Consider the following 19,911-nt stretch of genomic DNA (forward strand, 5'->3'; position numbering starts at 1 on the left):
AGGAATCTATTCGCTCGCGTCCAGTGTACAAAGGAAACAGCATGTTAAGCATTAAGCAGTTAGCAGTCAGCGTTGAAGGCAAAACTATCCTCAAAGGGCTTGATCTTGAAGTAAAACCTGGAGAGGTACACGCCATTATGGGCCCTAATGGCTCAGGGAAAAGTACCCTCTCAGCCGTATTAGCCGGAAGGGAAGAATACCAGGTCACTCAGGGCGAAGTATTATTTAAAAATAAAAATTTACTGGACTTAGAGCCAGAGGAAAGAGCCGGTGAAGGTGTCTTCCTTGCTTCCCAGTATCCGGTTGAAATCCCTGGGGTTAGCAACCTTTTTTTCTTGCAGACCGCTGTTAACGCCATCCGTAAATACCGGCAACAGCCCGCGTTGGATCGTTTTGATTTTGCCGATTTTATTGAAAAAAAAATTGATTTATTAAAGATGCCAAAAGATTTGCTGACCCGCTCAGTCAATGTCGGCTTCTCGGGTGGCGAAAAGAAACGTAACGATATTTTACAGATGGCAGCATTAGAACCTACCCTATGTATTTTGGATGAAACTGATTCCGGCCTGGATATCGATGCGTTAAAAACTGTCGCTAACGGCGTCGATTCACTGCGTGATGATAAGCGGGCTTTTATTATCGTCACTCACTATCAGCGCATTTTGAATTATCTGAAACCAGATTTTGTGCATGTTCTGTATCAAGGGAAAATCATCGAAACCGGTGATTTTACGCTAGCGAAAAAATTGGAGGAGCAAGGCTATGACTGGCTTACTACCCGACAGTGATCTGCTAGCGCAGTTTGGTCAATTATTTCAGCAACGGACTGGCTCACCTGACACGCAAGCTCATTGGCAACAATTTCACTGGAAACAAATAGTGCAATTGGGTTTTCCAAATTATAAACATGAAGACTGGAAGTACACACCGCTCGATCGGCTATTACAGCATAGGTTCAATTATGCACAAACATTAGCCATCAGTAAGCAACAATGTGATAATCTGGCATTAACGCTAGATGCCCATCGGTTGGTATTTGTCGATGGCCGATTTGTCGCATCTCTCAGCGATACCGCTTACGAACCCTACCAGGTTAGTACTTTGACAGAACAAGAAAACATACCGGTAGCAGTGCGTGCAGAGGTATTTTTGCATCTCACGGAAAGCTTAGCACAAGAAAGTTTACTTATTCGTTTAGCCGCAGGGAAAAAAAGTGATAAGCCGTTATATCTGCTGCATATCAGTTCTGGTCAAGCAGACGATCAAAACAAAAACGCGATCAACAGTAGCTATTATCGCCATCATCTGCTGATCGAAGCGAATGCAAAAGCACAGGTAATCGAACATTTTGTCAGTCTAAATAATCGGGCACACTTTACCGGTGCACGCCTGACAATGGCTTTGGGCGATAATGCGCAGTTAACGCATTGTAAATTGGCGTTTGAAAACCAGCACAGTTATCACTTTTCTTATAACGATTTGATACTTGGGCATCATGCCTACACATATAGCGACAGCTTTCTACTCGGTGCCGGTTTGACCAGGCACCATACCAGTGCCCAACTCAATGGTGAGGGAGGCCACATCTCAATCAACAGCCTATTATTACCGCTCAGCGGAGAAATATGTGATAGCCGCACTTATCTGGAGCATAATAAAGGCCACTGCCAAAGCCAACAATTACACAAAACGATAGTCCATGATCAGGGTAAGGCAGTATTTAATGGTACTTTAAAAGTAGCGCCGCATGCCGTGAAAACGGATGGGAAAATGACCAATAACAACTTACTCCTCAGCAAACAAGCCGAAGTGGACACAAAACCACAGTTAGAAATTTATGCAGACGATGTAAAATGTAGCCACGGTGCAACAGTGGGATACATCGATGCTGAACAGGTATCTTATCTACAGTCTCGCGGTATCAGCCAAACCGAAGCCAAACAGATGATCATTTTTGCTTTCGCTGCCGAACTCACGGAACCGCTGAAGAATAAGGTCATTCGTCAGCAAGTAATAACCCGTATCACTGAACGCTTAAAACGGATGGGCAGATGACCAATAACAACTTACTCTTCAACAAACAGGCCGAAGTGGACAACAAGCCGCAAACAAAAAATTTTTCTGTGGAACAAATCCGGGCTGATTTTCCACTACTCAGCAGACAGGTCAACAACACACCACTCATTTACCTGGACAGTGCGGCCAGTGCGCAAAAACCGCAAACGGTGATTGACAGCGAAATGAATTTTTATCGCCAGGATTACGCAGCAGTACATCGTGGCATCCATACCCTGAGTGAGAAGGCAACAGAGGCGATGGAAAACGTGCGTCGCCAGGTTGCGGGTTTCATTAATGCAGAGACAGAACAAGAGATTGTCTTCGTTAAAGGCACCACCGAAGGCATCAATTTGGTAGCCAACAGCTACGGGCGCCACTTTCTCAATGCCGGTGACAGCATTATCATCACCGAGATGGAACACCATGCCAATATCGTTCCTTGGCAGATGCTAGCCAAGGAGAGTGGCCTTATCATCAAAGTATGGCATTTAACGACCTCTGGGGAATTAGATCTGAGTGATCTATCCAAATTGATTGATAACCGTACCCGTTTACTGGCGATCACCCATGTCTCTAACGTGCTGGGCACGATAAACCCGATACGTGACATTGTCACGCAAGCAAAAGCGCTCGCAAAAGAGCTGATAGTATTGGTTGACGGTGCGCAAGCGGTCATGCATCAGCCAGTCGATGTGCAGGCGTTGGGTTGTGACTTTTATGTCTTTTCCGGTCATAAATTATATGGACCAACGGGTATCGGTATTCTGTATGGCAAAAATAAATTATTACAGATGATGCCACCTTGGGAAGGCGGAGGTTCGATGATCAAAACCGTCAGCCTGACAGAAGAAACCACCTTTGCTGATGCCCCGGGGCGCTTTGAAGCCGGTTCGCCCAACACCGCCGCTATTATCGGCCTGGGAGCCGCTATCAACTATATTCACCAGCTGGGATTGACCCGGATCCAACATTATGAACAGTCACTGATGGCTTATGCATTAAAAAAGTTAAAGCTGGTGCCAAGCTTAAAAATTTATGGCTCAGAAAAAAATCGTTCCGGAGTCATCGCTTTTAACCTGGGGCAGCACCATTCCTATGACGTTGGCATTCTTCTTGATCGGTATGGCATTGCTATCCGTACAGGTCAGCACTGTGCCATGCCTCTAATGGAATTTTATCACGTATCCACTATGTGTCGTGTTTCTCTGGCGCTGTATAATACCCGTGAAGAAATTGATCAACTGGTCACTGCATTACAAAGTATTGAGTGCCTTTTAAATTAGCCTCCATAATGTAATTAATCGGCTTTAATTTTACCTATCCAGGGAAAAACTATGGCAACGTTGCCAAATAAACAAAAATTACTTGCTAATTTCGACCGCTGCCTTAATTGGGAAGAAAAGTATCGGTATATCATTGAATTAGGGATGCAATTACCCACATTAACCAAAGAGCAACGGCAACCAAAAAATCTGATTGCCGGTTGTCAAAGTCAGGTATGGATCAGCATTACATCAACGGAAGAGGGTCAAGTGTTATTTGCTGGAGACAGTGATGCCGCGATCGTTAAGGGGTTGGTAGCCATGGTGTTTATTCTTTATCAGAATTTGCTGTCACAACAAACAATCGAGCTGGATGTGGATGTATGGCCTTTTTTTGATGATTTGGCACTAAGTCAACATTTAACGTCCTCTCGTTCTCAAGGGCTGAAAGCTATGGTATGCGCTATCCATACCGCAGTAGCTCACCTGCCCGGCAAACAATAGACTTCTTGCATAACCTACCCCTCCATCACAAACGCTGCTGTTCCTACTGTGGATGGTAGTGATAATGTTGTGAGTACTGCTCCCCATTTTGCTCCCAATATTGCTGCTGCTGCTGCTGCTACTCCTGCTCCTGCTACTCCTGCTCCTGTTACTCCTACACATACTAGCGTCACAGCTACTATCCCACCCGCTCCTAATGCTGCTCCTATTCCTACAGCTACCAAAGCGGATACTAAATACGCAATGCCTTTCCCTACATTATATGCTGTTGTCCTGCTCTGAGCAGCCGCACAATTGCTTACGGAAGAGAAGTTTAGGGTAAAGACGCTTTTAAAACCATCTCTAACACCCTCTACAACCACCAATGTAACTTCCTTAATAGACGCCCAACTCATACTTTTACCTCATATAAAAAGTTTTTATTCTGTTTATTATTTAATTAACGACTACTTAGAACCCATTTACGCTCGTTTTTGACGAAGTAATAGATTTCGAATAGGTTCTTAAAAACTTGCACTATTCCTAGGGACATACTAGCGTAAAGTAGTAGTAGTCCTATAATTATAAATTGATGCGGGACTGAATATGAAATGTACATTAGCATTAATAACGCTGTTACTTTCCACTTCTTTAGTCTTTAGTCTTTGTGCCAATGCAGCTGAATATTTTTTGCCTGCCAATAAGGGGCGTCTGATAGGAGAGAACAAAACGGTTATCGTAGCCAATGATGGGCGCCCGCTGGAAGCCATCGCCGCAAAATATCAAATCGGCTTATTGGCGATGTTAGAAGCCAATCCCAATACCGATCCCTACTTACCTGAGCCCAAATCGCAATTAATTATTCCTAGCCAGATGCTACTACCGGATACGCCACATCAAGGCATTATTATTAATCTTGCTGAATTACGTCTTTATTATTATCCGCCCGACGAGAAAAAAGTGATGGTTTACCCTATTGGCATTGGCCAGAGGGGACGCAGCACACCCATAATGATCACTTCAGTTAGCCAAAAAATTCCCAACCCTACCTGGACACCTACAGCAAATATTCGTAAGCGTTATTTAGCAGAAGGGAAAACATTGCCCGCGGTGGTACCCGCCGGGGCAAAAAATCCAATGGGGCTGTTTGCTTTGCGGCTCGCCGACGGGCGGGGGGAATATTTGATTCATGGCACCAATGCTAATTTTGGTATTGGTCTGCGTGTTAGCTCCGGTTGTATTCGTTTACGTCCAAATGATATCGAAGCCTTGTTTCACACTGTGTCAGAAGGAACTCGTGTGCAGATCATTAATCAACCCATCAAATTTTCGATTGAACCTGATAGTAAGCGTTATATAGAAGTGCACCAACCCTTATCTCTGGTTGACAGCGATGACCCACAGACGATGCCAATCACCCTTAGCCACTCAGTACAACTGTTTATTTCTGATCAACAAACGGATAGGAAAATAGCTGATAAAGAGATTGCCCGCCGTTCTGGTATGCCCGTGGTAGTTAACAGAACAGAATAGACCTCTTTCCAAACCTACTGCGTGGCATGAAATTCTGCGTTACGCGGTGCTCCCAATCCTCATGTATTATGTACATTCCGGTTGCTGCGCTACGGGCGCCTTGACTTCATACCACTCGTTACGGTTTAGAAAGAGGTCTAATAAAAAAATGGTGCACTCTACTCCGTGCACCATTTTGTTGAGGTAACATTATTATTACTTTCTGTAGGAATGAGCTTTGTTACTCAGACGTTGGTTAGCACGTGTGGCATTGTCTTTCGCTGCCTGAACATCAGAACGCATTGCGCTCACTTCATTGCTCAATTGATCTACCTTAGCATTGATGGTTTTAACATCAGAAGAGAGTCGCTCGATATGAGAACGATTCGAACAACCTGCCAACAGAACAGAAGACAATATTACCGTGCCTAGAATCAGTTTAGTAGCATTCATTATTAACACCCTCAAATTGAGTTAATTTTTGTCTAGCACTGTAAGTATTGCACAAAGTTTTTTTTATCGAGAAATTTTTTCATCTTCTTCTAAACGATGAACCGAAGAAGTGTTGGTAGTACCACTTTTTACCAATGCACCGGATACCATGATCACGACATCCTCTTGCTTAGCAAGACCACTGTCCAAAGCAGCTTGTTTGCCAATACGATAAAAATCGTCAGTAGAAGCAATTTCACCTACATATTGTGGAATAACACCTTTAGTCAATATCAAGTGACGAGCGGTCACTTTATCTGTCGTCAGTGCCAAAATTAACGCTTTCGGGAAATATTTACGCACCGATTTAGCCGATTTGCCCCCTTTAGTCGCAACCACAATCAGCGGTGCAGACAAATTTTCGGCCATTTCAACCGCACCACGGCAAACTGCCTCAGTAATACTCACCTTACGTTTATCGTCTAAAAATGACTCAATACGGCTTTTCATAACGCGATCAGTGCGCTCACAGATGGTCGCCATAATAGCAACTGATTCCAGCGGATAATTTCCCTTGGCACTTTCACCCGATAACATTACCGCATCAGTACCATCCAAAATGGCATTTGCCACATCACCCGCTTCCGCACGGGTAGGCCGCGGATTTTTTATCATCGAATCAAGCATCTGAGTCGCCGTGATCACCACTTTACGCGCACGATTACATTTTTTAATCATCATTTTTTGCGCAAAGATGACTTCTTCGGGCGGGATCTCAACACCCAAGTCACCACGAGCGACCATGATACCATCTGATGCTGCCAGGATTTCATCAAAATTATTCAGACCTTCCTGATTCTCAATTTTTGAGATAATTTGGATATGTGCACCACCATGCGCTTGTAAATGCTCACGTATTTCTCGTACATCAGACCCTTTGCGGATGAAAGAAGCAGCAATAAAATCAACTCCCTGTTCACAACCAAACTGCAGATCACATCCATCTTTTTTCGATAAAGCCGGTAGCTTAATCATTACACCCGGTAAGTTAATACCTTTGTTTTCACCCAAATAGCCGTTATTTTTTACTTGACACCGGACGGACTTATCTCTTATTTCAATCACTTCCATCCTGATCAAACCATCATCAACCAGTACTGTATTACCCACTTTTAGATCGGCTGTGAATCCCTCATAGGTGACAGCAACCGTCTGCGCATTGCCTACCACATTTTTATCAGTGGTAAAAGTAAAACATTGCCCTGTGACCAAAGGCACATCTTGCCCTCCCTCCAGTTTCATCGTGCGGATTTCAGGGCCTTTGGTATCAAGTAAAATAGCTACCTTTTTGCCGGTTTTTTCTAGCACCTTACGAAGATTGTTGATACGTTCACCATGTTCCTTATGATCACCGTGAGAAAAATTCAAACGCATCACGTCCATACCGGCATCCAGTAGTTTAGTCAGCATTGCTTCAGATTCAGTTTTAGGCCCGATAGTACAAACAATTTTAGTTTTTTTCATGACGGATTTTCTACAAGTTGTGATAAATAGGAGGTCAACCGATCCGCTAATTTTATTTACGCTAACGGAAAAGAATCCAGGCGATACCCGATAATGCAGATCATGCTAAGGATAGGTGATAGTCGGAGAAATTGAGTAGAAAATTTTAGCATTAAGCTAAAATTACAACGAGCCGGCCCACATAAACGGGCAAACTCTTGGTGCGTCCGAGTGGACTCGAACCACCGACCCCCACCATGTCAAGGTGGTGCTCTAACCAACTGAGCTACGGACGCACTGGACACTGCCCCGCCATCAATACGGTCAGCGGGGACGAATACTAACGAGCTGGTTCTCTGTTGGCAAGAGAAAATAGGCAACTTCACGGGAAAACCTATCCAATTGATGAACTTTCACTCATCCTGTTGTTTTGTTAATAGGTTTCCTGCGAAACCGTAGCGCAAGAAATCTAATGAGCCGCACGTTGTAAAATAAACGCTGCGGGTTGTTTTTGCAGCCAACAGATACGCCAGAATATCATGATCGCAGCAAAGGTTAATCCGATCACAAAACCAATCCAAAAACCGCGAGGCCCCATCGCCGGTAGCCAATAATCAGTCAGTCCTAACAGATAACCACTGGGTAAACCCAATAACCAATAGGCGACAAAAGTGATAAAAAATATCGACCGTGTGTCTTTATAACCTCGCAGTACACCACATCCAATGACTTGTACTGCATCGGACATCTGATAAACGGCGGCTAATAGCATAAGATGGGATGCCATAGTCACCACTGCGGGATCCTTGTTATAAAGTAGAGCAATCTGTTCGCGGAAAACAACGGTAAACAATGCCGTTAATGAGGCGAAGACTAAACCAACAACAATACTGGTATAGGCCGCCACCTTCGCCTGAGCTACCTTCCCTTCACCCAATCTATGGCCAACACGAATGGTCGCGGCAACACTCAGCGACATGGGTAACATAAACATTAAGGAACTAAAGTTGAGCGCAATCTGATGACCCGCCACCGCCACCACGCCCAAGGGTGAAACCAACAAAGCGACCACAGCAAATAAGGTCACTTCAAAAAATAGGGCAAGTGCAATCGGTAAACCAAGGTTGCTTAGGCGCTTTATCACCTGCCAGTCAGGAAGAATGCACCCTTTATCTGATTTAATATCCCGTTGAGAACCTGCTTTTGTGACATACCAGCGTACCATCAAAAACATCAGCCAATACACACTCGCGGTAGCAACGCCGCAACCTACCCCACCTAACGCCGGTATCCCGAATTTGCCATAAATAAAAATGTAGTTGATAGGGATATTCACCAGTAACCCGATGAAACCAATAACCATACCGGGTTTAGTTTTCGATAATCCTTCACACTGATTGCGTAAAACCTGGAAAAACAGATAACCGGGCGCACCCCACATAATGGCATGGATAAAACCTACCGCTTTTGCAGCCAATACAGGATCAATGTTATGCATCTGATAAATGATATAATGACTGTTATACAATATTGCCATAATTAGTACAGAAATTAACAACGCCAACCAAAACCCTTGGCGCACCTGGTGAGCAATCTGATGACGTTGTCCAGAACCGTTCAATTGTGCGATTGTAGGCGTTAGAGCCAACAGCAGGCCATGACCGAAGAAAATCACCGGCAACCAGATGGAAGTTCCTATAGCGACGGCAGACATATCAGTAGCACTGACCGAACCGGCCATAATGGTATCAACCACCCCCATCGCCGTTTGCGAAACCTGAGCAATAATCACCGGGATGGCAAGAGCCATTAAATTTCGTGCTTCAACGCTATATTTTTGCACTTATATACCTACTTTAAATGATCGTGACTAATTACGATCCACTGTTACCAAAAGTCGTTTCTAATACCTTATATCAAGCTTAATCAATCATTTTTATGAATGCCAGCTAAATATTCGTTGATCCTATTTGTACTTTAAGAGAGCATGTTATACGGATATTTGCTCAACCACACCTCTGCAAAATCGTCGCTTGTGACAATCTTCTGCGTTCTATTTTGCACACAACCAACAAGAGGCATTAATTTATGTTTACCGGTATTGTTCAAGGCACTGCACCAGTGGTCGCCATTGACCAGACGATCAATTTTCGTACCCATACCCTAAAATTTCCGCCAGCCATGCTGCCGGGCTTAACACTGGGTGCCTCAGTAGCACACAATGGCTGCTGTCTGTCAGTAACCACTATCAATAAAGACTTGATCAGCTTTGATTTGATAAAAGAAACACTCCTTACTAGCAACCTGGGTGAACTTAACGTCGGTGATAGCGTCAATTTAGAGAGAGCAGCGAGATTTGGTGACGAAATTGGCGGTCATTTGATGTCAGGTCATATCATCTGTACTGCAGAAATTGCCAAAATTTGCACTTCGGAAAACAACCATCAGCTTTGGTTTCGAATTACCGACAAAAAAATAATGAATTACGTGTTGCATAAAGGATTTATTGCCATCGACGGCATCAGTCTGACTGTGGGTGAAGTAGAGCATCATCGTTTTTGCGTTAATCTGATCCCAGAAACCTTAGCCCGGACAACATTAGGGAAAAAACGCTTAGCCGATCGAGTCAACATCGAAATTGATGCACAGACACAAGCCATCGTTGATACAGTGACTCGTATGCAGCCCACCCCCTCGTTTTCATAACGGACATAATAGACCAAGTCGAATGGACACAGACACCCTATGTAGTAGGCTGTATATAGAGTAGAAACGAGACAATGATATATTCATGAATGATTTTATTAGGAAGATCATCTCTATGCCTTTATCTCCGTGGTTAAAGCGTTCACACAATCCTCTATTGCTGTCCAGCCTGCTGCTGTTTTTTTTCCATACTTCCTCGGTGAATACTTCCGAACTCACCGAGCGTAACCTTTTATTTTTTGGCAAAGATGATCGCATCGCCAGAAATGACAGCGATAACTGGCCTTGGCAGGCCATTGGGCAAGTAGAAACCGCCAGCGGTAATCTTTGTACAGCAACACTCATAACACCCAACCTCGCGCTAACTGCGGGTCATTGTCTGCTCATACCACCAGGAAAGAAGGATCTGCCGTAACTTTACGTTTTGTTGCACAGCAACAAAATTGGCAATATCAAATTCATAAACTAGAAACTTTGGTAGATATCAATTTAGCTAAAAAGCTGCGTGTAGGAGAGAACGGATGGATTGTTCCACCCGCTGCCGCTACCGATGATTTTGCCTTGATTTTGTTGCGTAACACTGTCCCTCTGCCGCTTAAACCCTTACCCTTATGGCAAGGTTCAACATCAGAGCTGACCTTAGCACTGAAACGCGCCCAGCGCAGAATCACACAGGCGGGCTATCCTGCTGATCACCTGGATGCTCTTTATAGCCACCAAAATTGTTTAGTGACCGGTTGGGCACAGCAAGGTGTACTCTCTCATAAATGTGATACCCTACCAGGGGATAGCGGTTCACCGTTATTACTAAAAAATGGCGATAATTGGTCATTGATAGCCATTCAAAGTTCTGCGCCAACGGCTAAAGAGCGCGACTTAGCAGATAATCATGCCTTAGCGGTGACCGCTATACGAGATAAATTGCAGGCACTTAGAGCCTATTCGAAATCGTCGTGAGTGAAATGGATATACTGGATTCATTGGAGTTGGCATAAATGGCGTCATTGGATTTGGATTTTGCCACCATGGATTCATTGGTTTTGGCATCGATGGATTCGATGGATCCCGATTCGGCTCTATTCCCACCATAGTAGCCTCAGATGGTGATACTGTTTTTGATCTATTTACTTGTTATGACATATAAAAATCCTCATATGATAATTTATAAAACATTCAAGATAAAAAATTACTGTTCGTATTTAATAGACCTCTTTCCAAACCCTAGCGAGTGATGCGAAGTCAAGGCGCACAGCAACCTTCGTTAACACATAGTACATGAGGATTGCGCGCACCGGGCAACGCAGGATTCGAGTCCCGCAGCAGGTTTGGAAAGAGGTCTAATGAGAGAACCAAGGCTATGAAAAATTATTCCTGGTCAATTTCATTAAGCGGAGCGTACGCAAAAATCTCGCTGCTATTTATACAAAAATAACATTCTCTCTTATCAATAAGAGAATGTTATTTTTCACTACGTTAAATAGATTTTATTTTTTCCATTGCAATTCTATTAATTATCGTTATCAGATGAATATACGAATAAATCGTTATTTTTTTAATATTTAACGTTAATATTGATCCGGCACCTTGATAGCGCAGTGTGAAATGAGGTAATTATTGAAATAGATCAAAAACAGAAAGAGCGATCCCTCGCTCAAAATATAAGATGAAATAATATTCTTTATGATAGCTGTTTCATAATTTGTAAAATACGTTTTTCTGAAACTCGATAAGGCGTCCCTAATTGTTGTGCAAATAAACTCACGCGCAGTTCTTCAATCATCCAACGCACCGCTTTTACCTCTTCATCCTGCTTACGCTCAGGAGATAATTTATTTAGCCATTGTTGCCAGCTTTGAACAACCTGTTGCACCCGCAACATCTGCGCCCGATCACGATAAGGCTCCTCAGCCAGTTTTTCTAAGCGACGTTCGATGGCTTGCAAATAACGTAAGCTATCCGTTATGCGTTGCCAACCGCTATCAGTGACAAAACCACGATAAATTAAACCATCAAGCTGAGCCTTAATATCCGCCATAGCCTGCACCCAGGTAATATCAATCTTCCCTTTCAACCTTTTATTAATGGCAAATGCGCGACTGAGAACTTGCTCGACACCTGTCGCAATCTCCATCACGGTATCATTCAATTGCGCACGAATTTTTTGCTGTAAATTAACAAAATCAGCTTGTTGCCATACTAATCCACCGTATTGAATGATCAATTTATCCACAGCACAGGCAATACAATCATCGATCAAATCCAGTACTTTGCCGTAAGGATTAAAATACAGCCCCAATTTGGCTTTATTAGGCAATTTTTCATGTAAATATTTAATCGGTGAAAGAATATTAAGCAACAGTAAACGGCGAGTACCACGCCACATCGCCTGTTGTTGTTGTGATTCGGTTTCAAATAGACGGATAGCGACACTTTTTTTTTCGTCAACCAAAGCAGGATAAACCTTAATTTGATAGCCAACACCTTGTTGTTCATAGCGAACAGGCAAGGTGCCAAAATTCCAATTCTGTAAAGGGCTTTGTTCCAGACCCTGATCAACCACAGCCGAGAGCTTTTCCTGTAATTTTTCTCGCAGTTGTACTTTTATCTTAGCTAAATTTTTTCCTGTCCGTAAAGGGCAATTTTTATCATCAAACACCAGAAAGGTCATTTTTAAATGTTCAGGCACGAGCTGCCATTGCCAATCCTCACGTGACAACGTCACACCAGTCATGCACCTTAATTCCCGCTCCAATGTGGCTAACAACCCCTCTTTCAACATAACGTTTTTTAAGTCTCCCTCCTCCGGCGACACCACTCTGGCTAAAAAAGCATCGGCATAATTAGGTGCCGGTACAAAATTACGCCGTATTGCTTTAGGCAAAGATTTAATCAAAGCAACCACCAGCTCACGACGAATACCCGCTACTTGCCAGTCAAAATTTTGCTCTTCTATCTGATTTAAAATAGCCAACGGAATATGCACAGTGACGCCATCAGCATCACCTCCTGGCTCAAACTGATAGGAAAGACGTAATTTAAACGCGCCCTGGTGCCAAAAATCCGGATAATCCCGTGGTGTAACCGAATTAGCGCCTTCTTTGATTAGCATATTTTTTGCGAAGCTCAGCAAATCTGGCTGTAGCTGACGGGTTTTCTGCCACCAGCTATCAAAATGTCGTGCAGACACCACCTCAGACGCGACACGTTGATCGTAGAAATTAAACAGGATTTCATCATCTACTAAAATATCCCGCCGACGTGATTTATGTTCCATTTCTTCAACTTCGCTTAATAAAGCCAAATTGGCGTGGAAGAAAACATGGTGTGTTTGCCATTGCCCTTCTACCAGTCCATGGCGGATAAATAGCTCACGGCATAACGGTGGGTCAATGGTGCCATAATTAATTTTACGGGCGGCAACAATAGGCAAACCAAATAAAGTGACCTTTTGGCTAGCCATCACTGCACCTTGCGTTTTTTCCCAATGGGGATCACTGTAATGGTGTTTTACCAAATGAGGCGCCAAAGGTTCAATCCATTCTGCTTCAATGCGTGCCGCCATACGCCCCCACAGACGACGGGTTTCCACCAGCTCTGCCACCATGACCCATTTAGGTGGTTTTTTAAACAATGCCGACGCGGGAAAAATAGAAAAACGCGCATTGCGGGCGCCAGTAAATTCCTTTTTATCGTTATCTTTTTGGCCAATATGCGATAACAGCCCAGTCAGCAAGGCACAGTGAACACAACGATAATCAGCCGCTATGCTATTAATCGGCAGTGCTAAGGTGTTAACTACCTGATTTAATTGGCTATAAATATCTTGCCATTCACGCACACGGAGATAATTTAAAAAGTCGCGACGGCACAATTGACGAAACTGCGCCGCCGACAATACTTTTTGTTGTTCGATCAGGTAATCCCACAACTTAACCAAAGCCAAAAAATCAGAATTTTCATCCGCAAAGCGACGATGCTTTTCAGCTGTTTATCCAGCGGGCGATCGCGCGGATCCTGAATCGACAACGCAGCGGTAATAATCATCACCTCACGTACACAACCCTGTTCTTTCGCTTGCAACACCATGCGTGCTAAACGTGGATCTATCGGCAACTGTGCTAATTGACGTCCCAAATCGGTTAACTGCTGATGCCGCTCATCGGCGGTGCGGATCGCACCAAGTTCTTCTAGTAGACGTACTCCATCCTGAATGTTGCGCTTGTCAGGGCGTTCTATAAAAGGAAAAGCAGCGATATCACCTAAACCAATGGCGGTCATCTGCAAAATAACCGACGCTAAATTGGTACGCAGAATTTCTGGATCGGTAAAAAGGGGACGCGATAGAAAATCCTGCTCCGAATACAACCGGATACAGATCCCCTCCGAGACACGACCACAACGACCTTTACGCTGATTAGCCGAAGCCTGTGATATCGCTTCAATCGGTAGTCGCTGGACTTTGGTGCGGAAACTGTAGCGACTGACACGCGCATAACCAGGATCGATGACATATTTGATCCCCGGTACCGTCAACGAGGTTTCAGCAACGTTAGTCGCCAGCACAATACGTCTTAGAACACCACGCCCAGGATGAAAGACGCGATTTTGTTCGCTAGGGGATAAACGCGCGTACAATGCTAACACCTCAGTATGTCGCAAATTCTGTTTTCTCAACGCGTCGGCAGTCTCATGGATCTCACGCTCACCGCTCATAAAAATCAAGATATCGCCCATTCCCTGATGCTCCAATTCCTCTACCGCCGCCAAAATCGCCTGTAGTTGATCAGATTCACTGTCATCCTTACTGTCTCGAGGCAGCTCAGCTATCGGGCGATAACGAACTTCAACCGGATAAGTTCGCCCTGAAATTTCAATGATTGGAGCCTGATTAAAATGGCGAGAAAAACGCTGTGGATCCAGAGTGGCGGACGTGATAATCACTTTTAAATCGGGACGTTTTGGCAATAATTCACGCAGATAACCCAAAATAAAATCGATGTTAAGGCTACGTTCATGTGCTTCATCAATAATCAACGTATCGTATTGGCTCAGCAGTCGATCTTGCTGAATTTCGGCTAACAAAATACCGTCGGTCATCAGCTTAACTAGCGTATTCTCATTAACCTGATCTTTGAAACGCACCTTATAACCAATACAACCACCAAGGCTGGTTTTCAACTCCTCAGCAATGCGCTGAGCGACCGTCCGTGCGGCCAAACGCCGGGGCTGTGTATGGCCGATCATTCCTTTAATGCCTCGTCCCAATTCCAGACAGATTTTAGGTAATTGCGTGGTTTTACCGGATCCAGTTTCTCCCGCCACAATCAATACCTGATGATCAGCCAGGGCGTGATAAATATCCTGCCTTTTTTGACTGACCGGTAGATTCTCGGGGTAACGTATTACTGGACAACTCGCCTGACGCTGGCTAATGCGTTGTTGGGCATGGGTGATATGTTTAAAATTGGGCATCAATGCCCCGTGGTTTTCGACAGAAGACTAATGACTAATACTCCAGAGATAATCAGTGTCATGCCAAGCATCGCCGCCCAGTCAAGTTTTTGTTGATACAAAAAGACAGCGGCAACTGAAATTAACACCACGCCTAAACCCGACCAAATGGCATAAGCAATGCCTAAGGGGATAGTTTTTACAACTTGCGACAACCCCCAGAAAGCAATACCGTACCCTAGGACAACAAATATCGATGGTATCAAACGAGTAAAACCTTCGGAAGCTTTCAACATGGTAGTAGCAACCACTTCAGCTACTATCGCCATAGCCAACCATATAAACGTAATCATAGTATTTCCCATTGTATACAAACTACAGTTATGGTTTATTAAATAACAACCCAACGTACACAAATATAAGCATAATGAATTTTAAACAATTAAGCTATCAACCTGATGCCCTACTCCGCTGTTTCTCGTCCCTCTCCGACCGTGCCTGGGCGATGTTGTTACACTCCGGTTTTGCTGAACATCCTCATAGTCGTTTTGACATTCTGGTGGCTGATCCGCGCGTTACTTTGACCACCCGTGGACAGGAAACTGAAATTATCCGTAGAATTGGGATGGGGATGGTTGAGCACAGCAACGCCGATCCTTTTCTGCTGTTACAGCAGCAATTGGATAAATTGAATTTAAATACAACAACACATGCAGATTTACCTTTTCTTGGTGGTGCCCTAGGGTTATTCGGTTACGATCTGGGACGTCGAATTGAACGGTTGCCCGTAATAGCAAAGCAAGATATCGAATTACCAGATATGGCTATCGGTTTATACGATTGGGCTTTAATTGCCGATCATAAAGAAAAGCAACTGACGTTAGTGTGCCACGGTGACATTGAGCAGCGGCAAAAATGGCTGGAACAGCAAAAACCGACATCTCATCAGCCCTTCCAATTAACCTCTCCGTGGCAAACGAATATGTCACGTCAGCAATATGGAGAAAAATTTCATCAAATACAGGAATACTTACGTAGTGGTGACTGTTATCAAGTCAATCTGGCGCAACGTTTCAGCACTGACTATCAAGGTAATGAGTGGCAAGCTTTTTTACACCTGAGCCAGATCAATAAAGCGCCCTTTTCAGCTTTTATCCGTCTGCCACAGCAGACCGTTATCAGTATGTCGCCAGAACGTTTTTTATATTTAAGAAATAAACAGATTCAAACCCGTCCGATTAAGGGAACTCTGCCTCGATTAGCTGATGAAAAACAAGATAAACAGCAAGCTGCTCGCTTAGCAGTTTCACCCAAAGATCGAGCAGAAAATCTAATGATTGTCGATCTGTTACGTAACGATATCGGGCGGGTAGCACAACCAGGCAGTGTCCAAGTACCCGAGCTGTTTGTTGTCGAGTCCTTTCCCGCCGTTCATCATTTGGTCAGCACCATCACAGCAACACTGCCGTCAAAATACCACGCCACTGATCTGTTACGTGCCTGTTTCCCCGGTGGATCGATCACCGGTGCACCTAAAGTTAGAGCGATGCAGATTATCGAACAGCTGGAACCTCATCGTCGTAATATCTATTGTGGCAACATTGGCTATGTCAGCTTTTGCGGCACCATGGATAGCAATATTACCATTCGCACCCTATTGACAGAGCGCAACAAAATTCACTGCTCGGTGGGCGGAGCGGTTATCGTTGATAGTGAGGAACAGGCAGAATACCAGGAAACCTTAGATAAGGTAGCACGCATCCTACCGCAACTCAGCAATGTCACTTAACCTGATCCCCCCTCACCTTTCTTATTCTATACCCAATGAATTTCGAGTTACGGCAAGGCGGCCATCAATCGAATCGCAGGCGTGTACAGGGAGTACATGACAGGGATGAGTGCGAGCAGCCAACGCCGCCGTAACTTGAAAGGCGAAGGGTATATCTTGAGCAGGATCCCAATCCTGCGCTTAACATCTGTGATCAAGTTACAATTTTTTAAAAATTGTAATTGATTATGTCATCATTGAGCAATTCATCAGCTAAAATGGAAACGGTGCTAGATAGGCAATTAAGGAATTTTAGTATGATTAGTGTTTTCGACATGTTTAAGATCGGCATAGGCCCATCCAGTTCACATACCGTTGGGCCGATGAAAGCCGGTAAACAGTTTGTAGACCAACTGATCAGTAAGGGGCTTATCTCTTCAATTACCGTGATAACCGTGGAAGTTTACGGATCGCTGTCATTAACTGGAAAAGGCCATCACACTGATATCGCCATCATTATGGGCTTGGCGGGCAATATGCCTGATACTGTTGAAATAGACAGCATTCCGGCTTTTATCAGCGATCTGGAATTATCGCAACGTTTGCCATTAGCCAACGGAGAACACTGGGTGGACTTCCCCCGTCAAGGCGGCATGATTTTCCATAATACTAACTTGCCCCTGCATGAAAATGGAATGAAAATCCACGCTTTTGCTGACAGTAAAAAAGTATACAGCAAAACTTATTATTCTATCGGTGGCGGTTTTATCGTCGATGAAGAACATTTTGGCAAAAAAGAGGCAAATACCATTACCGTGCCCTACCCGTTCAACTCTGCTGAAGAAATACTGGCTAACTGCAGGCAAATTGGGACATCCCTATCCGGTATGGTGAAAAAAAACGAACTAGCAATGCACAGCGAAACCGAAATTGAAACCTATTTTACCCATATCTGGCAAACCATGCGAACTTGTATCAACCGCGGTATCAAAACCGAAGGTATATTGCCAGGCCCATTACGTGTCCCTCGCCGAGCGGCCGCATTACAGCGGATGTTAGCTTCCTCCAATAAAAACTCCAATGACCCAATGGATGTCATTGACTGGGTCAATATGTTTGCCTTGGCGGTCAACGAAGAAAACGCAGCAGGAGGACGCGTGGTAACCGCGCCGACCAACGGCGCCTGCGGCATTATCCCGGCCGTATTGGCCTATTATGATCACTTTATTGAATCCGTCACACCAGAAATATTTATCCGTTACTTTCTTGCATCCGGCGCTATCGGTATTTTATATAAAATGAATGCCTCGATTTCGGGTGCGGAAGTAGGTTGTCAAGGTGAAGTTGGCGTCGCCTGTTCAATGGCAGCGGCGGGCCTCGCTGAAATCCTAGGTGCCAGCCCCGTTCAGGTGTGTATTGCAGCTGAGATCGGCATGGAACATAATCTTGGGCTGACATGTGATCCCGTCGCCGGTCAAGTACAAGTACCCTGTATCGAACGTAATGCCATTGCCTCGGTAAAAGCAATTAACTCCGCACGGATGGCAATACGTCGTACCAGCGAGCCAAAGGTGTCACTCGACAAAGTGATCGAAACCATGTTCGCAACCGGTAAAGATATGAATGCGAAATACCGCGAGACCTCCCGTGGCGGTTTAGCCATCAAGGTTCAATGCAGTTAACCCCCCACTCCCAGATTCACCACATGAACGTAATAAATTTCGAGTAGGTTCCAATGGCGTTGACACGGAGGTAGTCAGTGAGCATAGCGATTATTATTAGCACACACGGGGCAGCCGCTGAGCAGTTACTGAAAAGCGCAGAAATGCTGGTAGGTGGACAAAAAAATATTGCTTTTGTCAACTTTGTCCCTGGTGAAAATAGCGAAACATTAATTAAAAAATACCAACAACAATTGACCAAACTGGATACCAATACCGGTGTTCTGTTCCTGGTTGATACCTGGGGTGGCAGCCCTTTCAATGCGGCCAGTCGTTTCATCGCTAATAAAGAAAATCATGAAGTTATCGCCGGGATTAACATTCCGATGCTAACTGAAATTTTTATGGCACGTGATGATCAACTCTCTTTTGATGAATTAGTTGACATCGCGCTAAAAACCGGTCGAGATAGCATACGAGCGTCACACAGGAAACCCGTCGATCACCCTCAGACGCTCCCATTGGATACAATTAAAACACCTCTTGTTTCCCCGTCAAGCACAGGTCGTATGACGCTTACGCTAGTACGCATTGATGACCGGTTAATTCATGGTCAGGTTGCAACCGGTTGGACAAAAGAAACTCATGTTAGCCGTATTATCGTCATTAGTGATGAGGTCGATAAGGATCAACTCCGTAAAACCTTACTAAAACAAGTTGCTCCCCCTGGTGTTAGCGCACATGTGGTTAACCTCGCCAAAGCAGTTCGGGTTTATAACAATGCCAAGTATGCTAATGACCGGGTCATGCTACTGTTTACTGATCCCAGTGATGTGCTCCGTTTAGTTTCTGAGGGTGTGGATATCAAATCTGTCAATGTGGGTGGGATGGCTTTTCGTCAAGGCAAACACCAGGTCACCAATGCCATTTCTCTCGATCAAAGGGATATCGACGCTTTCACTGAATTAGATAAGCGTGGCATTGAACTGGAAGTTCGCAAAGTTCCTGCAGATAATCGGCTTAGCATGATGGCGTTAATTAGACCCCTTGTGAAGCCCTAAAAACCTGTTCGAAA

14 protein-coding genes, 1 tRNA gene and 2 pseudogenes are annotated in these 19,911 nt (G+C 44.4%); 10 read left to right on the forward strand and 7 right to left on the reverse strand.

The genetic code is table 11. The features are described 5' to 3' along the window. Positions 1 to 41 precede the first annotated feature (41 nt). From sufC to sufE, 4 genes are read left to right on the forward strand one after another with little or no spacing between them, the layout of a single operon-like run. Positions 42 to 788 (forward strand): Fe-S cluster assembly ATPase SufC, encoded by a 747-nt coding sequence (sufC, locus tag AAHH42_RS08320; RefSeq protein WP_072549546.1) that lies wholly within the window; start codon positions 42 to 44, stop codon positions 786 to 788. Then, the gene (sufD, locus tag AAHH42_RS08325; protein WP_342220899.1) at positions 763 to 2,055 is read left to right on the forward strand and encodes a Fe-S cluster assembly protein SufD; all 1,293 of its coding nucleotides are present in this window, start codon (positions 763 to 765) and stop codon (positions 2,053 to 2,055) included. Before sufC ends, sufD begins: the two co-directional genes overlap by 26 nt. Beyond that, positions 2,052 to 3,341: a cysteine desulfurase SufS gene (gene sufS, locus AAHH42_RS08330; RefSeq protein ID WP_083429558.1), complete on the forward strand. Its 1,290-nt coding sequence runs from the start codon at positions 2,052 to 2,054 to the stop codon at positions 3,339 to 3,341. Before sufD ends, sufS begins: the two co-directional genes overlap by 4 nt. A gap of 51 nt (positions 3,342 to 3,392) precedes the next feature. Further along, on the forward strand, positions 3,393 to 3,824 hold the full coding sequence (gene sufE / locus AAHH42_RS08335) for a cysteine desulfuration protein SufE (RefSeq protein WP_072549548.1): 432 nt from the start codon (positions 3,393 to 3,395) through the stop codon (positions 3,822 to 3,824). Between the two features lie 14 nt (positions 3,825 to 3,838). On the opposite strand, the gene AAHH42_RS08340 is transcribed toward sufE, so the two are convergent. Continuing rightward, on the reverse strand, positions 3,839 to 4,219 hold the full coding sequence (locus AAHH42_RS08340) for a hypothetical protein (RefSeq protein WP_342220900.1): 381 nt from the start codon (positions 4,217 to 4,219) through the stop codon (positions 3,839 to 3,841). A gap of 190 nt (positions 4,220 to 4,409) precedes the next feature. On the opposite strand from AAHH42_RS08340, the gene AAHH42_RS08345 reads away from it, so the two are divergent. Beyond that, entirely contained in the window at positions 4,410 to 5,336 is a 927-nt protein-coding gene (locus tag AAHH42_RS08345) for a L,D-transpeptidase family protein (protein WP_072549550.1), read from the forward strand. A 195-nt stretch (positions 5,337 to 5,531) separates the two neighbouring features. Here AAHH42_RS08345 and AAHH42_RS08350 read toward each other — a convergent pair whose 3' ends face one another. From AAHH42_RS08350 to AAHH42_RS08365, 4 genes are all read right to left on the reverse strand, one after another. Beyond that, positions 5,532 to 5,768 carry a major outer membrane lipoprotein gene (locus AAHH42_RS08350; protein WP_342220901.1) on the reverse strand — a complete coding sequence of 79 codons (237 nt, stop codon included), beginning with the start codon at positions 5,766 to 5,768 and terminating at the stop codon, positions 5,532 to 5,534. 63 nt (positions 5,769 to 5,831) lie between these two features. Next, a complete protein-coding gene (gene pykF / locus AAHH42_RS08355; protein ID WP_072549552.1) occupies positions 5,832 to 7,271 on the reverse strand; it encodes a pyruvate kinase PykF in 1,440 nt (479 codons plus the stop codon). Positions 7,272 to 7,469: 198 nt separating this feature from the next. Further along, positions 7,470 to 7,546 (reverse strand) — tRNA-Val (locus AAHH42_RS08360). A 173-nt stretch (positions 7,547 to 7,719) separates the two neighbouring features. Beyond that, entirely contained in the window at positions 7,720 to 9,093 is a 1,374-nt protein-coding gene (locus AAHH42_RS08365) for an MATE family efflux transporter (protein WP_072549553.1), read from the reverse strand. Between the two features lie 245 nt (positions 9,094 to 9,338). Between AAHH42_RS08365 and AAHH42_RS08370 the strand changes: the two genes are divergently transcribed. Continuing rightward, the gene (locus AAHH42_RS08370) at positions 9,339 to 9,956 is read left to right on the forward strand and encodes a riboflavin synthase subunit alpha (protein WP_072549554.1); all 618 of its coding nucleotides are present in this window, start codon (positions 9,339 to 9,341) and stop codon (positions 9,954 to 9,956) included. Positions 9,957 to 10,071: 115 nt separating this feature from the next. Beyond that, positions 10,072 to 10,913 (forward strand): annotated as a pseudogene (locus AAHH42_RS08375) (trypsin-like serine peptidase). A 721-nt stretch (positions 10,914 to 11,634) separates the two neighbouring features. Here the strand turns inward: AAHH42_RS08375 and hrpA are convergent. Both hrpA and AAHH42_RS08385 read right to left on the reverse strand, forming a co-directional pair. Beyond that, positions 11,635 to 15,410 (reverse strand): annotated as a pseudogene (hrpA, locus tag AAHH42_RS08380) (ATP-dependent RNA helicase HrpA); the annotation flags it as partial. 17 nt (positions 15,411 to 15,427) lie between these two features. Next, the gene (locus AAHH42_RS08385; RefSeq protein ID WP_072549555.1) at positions 15,428 to 15,760 is read right to left on the reverse strand and encodes a DMT family transporter; all 333 of its coding nucleotides are present in this window, start codon (positions 15,758 to 15,760) and stop codon (positions 15,428 to 15,430) included. 74 nt (positions 15,761 to 15,834) lie between these two features. Here AAHH42_RS08385 and pabB point away from each other — a divergent pair, with 74 nt between their 5' ends. The 3 genes from pabB to manX all read left to right on the forward strand — a co-directional run bounded on the left by pabB (position 15,835) and on the right by manX (position 19,897). Next, complete coding sequence (pabB, locus tag AAHH42_RS08390) at positions 15,835 to 17,196, forward strand: aminodeoxychorismate synthase component 1 (protein WP_342220902.1); 1,362 nt, start codon at positions 15,835 to 15,837, stop codon at positions 17,194 to 17,196. Positions 17,197 to 17,492: 296 nt separating this feature from the next. After that, positions 17,493 to 18,857, forward strand: coding sequence for an L-serine ammonia-lyase (locus AAHH42_RS08395; protein ID WP_342222040.1), 1,365 nt, complete (start codon positions 17,493 to 17,495; stop codon positions 18,855 to 18,857). Positions 18,858 to 18,934: 77 nt separating this feature from the next. Beyond that, positions 18,935 to 19,897 carry a PTS mannose transporter subunit IIAB gene (gene manX, locus AAHH42_RS08400; RefSeq protein ID WP_072549558.1) on the forward strand — a complete coding sequence of 321 codons (963 nt, stop codon included), beginning with the start codon at positions 18,935 to 18,937 and terminating at the stop codon, positions 19,895 to 19,897. Positions 19,898 to 19,911 lie beyond the last annotated feature (14 nt).

Source organism: Candidatus Fukatsuia endosymbiont of Tuberolachnus salignus (genome assembly GCF_964030845.1).
Lineage (GTDB): Bacteria > Pseudomonadota > Gammaproteobacteria > Enterobacterales > Enterobacteriaceae > Fukatsuia > Fukatsuia symbiotica.

What these genes read in the sequence shown, in the direction of transcription:
- AAHH42_RS08385 (WP_072549555.1), bottom strand. Translation starts at nt 15,760, where the DNA reads ATGATTACGTTTATATGGTTGGCTATGGCGATAGTAGCTGAAGTGGTT.
- AAHH42_RS08345 (WP_072549550.1), top strand. Translation starts at nt 4,410, where the DNA reads ATGAAATGTACATTAGCATTAATAACGCTGTTACTTTCCACTTCTTTA.
- sufE (WP_072549548.1), top strand. Translation starts at nt 3,393, where the DNA reads ATGGCAACGTTGCCAAATAAACAAAAATTACTTGCTAATTTCGACCGC.
- sufC (WP_072549546.1), top strand. Translation starts at nt 42, where the DNA reads ATGTTAAGCATTAAGCAGTTAGCAGTCAGCGTTGAAGGCAAAACTATC.
- AAHH42_RS08370 (WP_072549554.1), top strand. Translation starts at nt 9,339, where the DNA reads ATGTTTACCGGTATTGTTCAAGGCACTGCACCAGTGGTCGCCATTGAC.
- sufS (WP_083429558.1), top strand. Translation starts at nt 2,052, where the DNA reads ATGACCAATAACAACTTACTCTTCAACAAACAGGCCGAAGTGGACAAC.
- AAHH42_RS08340 (WP_342220900.1), bottom strand. Translation starts at nt 4,219, where the DNA reads ATGAGTTGGGCGTCTATTAAGGAAGTTACATTGGTGGTTGTAGAGGGT.
- AAHH42_RS08395 (WP_342222040.1), top strand. Translation starts at nt 17,493, where the DNA reads ATGATTAGTGTTTTCGACATGTTTAAGATCGGCATAGGCCCATCCAGT.
- pabB (WP_342220902.1), top strand. Translation starts at nt 15,835, where the DNA reads ATGAATTTTAAACAATTAAGCTATCAACCTGATGCCCTACTCCGCTGT.
- sufD (WP_342220899.1), top strand. Translation starts at nt 763, where the DNA reads ATGACTGGCTTACTACCCGACAGTGATCTGCTAGCGCAGTTTGGTCAA.
- AAHH42_RS08350 (WP_342220901.1), bottom strand. Translation starts at nt 5,768, where the DNA reads ATGAATGCTACTAAACTGATTCTAGGCACGGTAATATTGTCTTCTGTT.
- pykF (WP_072549552.1), bottom strand. Translation starts at nt 7,271, where the DNA reads ATGAAAAAAACTAAAATTGTTTGTACTATCGGGCCTAAAACTGAATCT.